Source organism: Aeromonas schubertii (genome assembly GCF_000820105.1).
GTDB lineage: Bacteria > Pseudomonadota > Gammaproteobacteria > Enterobacterales > Aeromonadaceae > Aeromonas > Aeromonas schubertii.
Map to the genome: position 1 here is coordinate 1 of NZ_CDDB01000094.1, position 603 is coordinate 603.

General features: G+C 57.0%; 1 protein-coding gene. It reads right to left on the bottom strand.

Annotation, left to right across the window (positions count from 1 at the left end; genetic code table 11):
• On the bottom strand, positions 1-603 hold a 603-nt coding region (locus BN1133_RS17840; protein ID WP_050667802.1), incomplete at both ends, for an IS4 family transposase.

Below are 603 nucleotides of genomic sequence, written 5' to 3' on the forward strand. Positions count from 1 at the left end.
TGACTGGCATTGTTTTTATTGGATTTTTTCAAGCTGTATTTCTGCGGTCTTGGCTTCACGCAGCGGGGGTAACTTCGCTCTATCCTATCGGGTAACACAAACTGCCCCGCTTGTTTCTCCAACTCCGCCACCCGCTTAGGGATATTCCCCGGTGACATGAACGGCATACAGCTCAACTCATGGACGAGATAGACCGATGCCATGTGAAAACTGAGCTGACTTGCCGTGTACCCTTTCAGGCTTGCCGCCATCTTCACCATCTGGCTGCGCAGCAGGTTGTACGCCAGCAACACGCCCCACAGCTCCTGTCGTATCCCCGCTGCCTTCTTGCTGCGCAGGGTCAGTCGGTGCTGTTGCAGGCTGTGTTTCATCTCCCGATAGCCCAACTCGATTTCCCAACGGTGGCTGTAGAGGTCGACGATATCCGCCCCCGGGAAGCGCATCGGGTCGACCATCGAGGTCAGCACTTGTCGCTCTTTGCCGTTGATATGGCGGGTGAGCAAGCGGGCTTGCACCGTGTCGGGTAACTGCGGCCACTTTTTGCGGGCCTGCGGACTGGTTTTGAGCAGTACCAGGGCATCTTGGCGGCCCAGCTTGTGCACC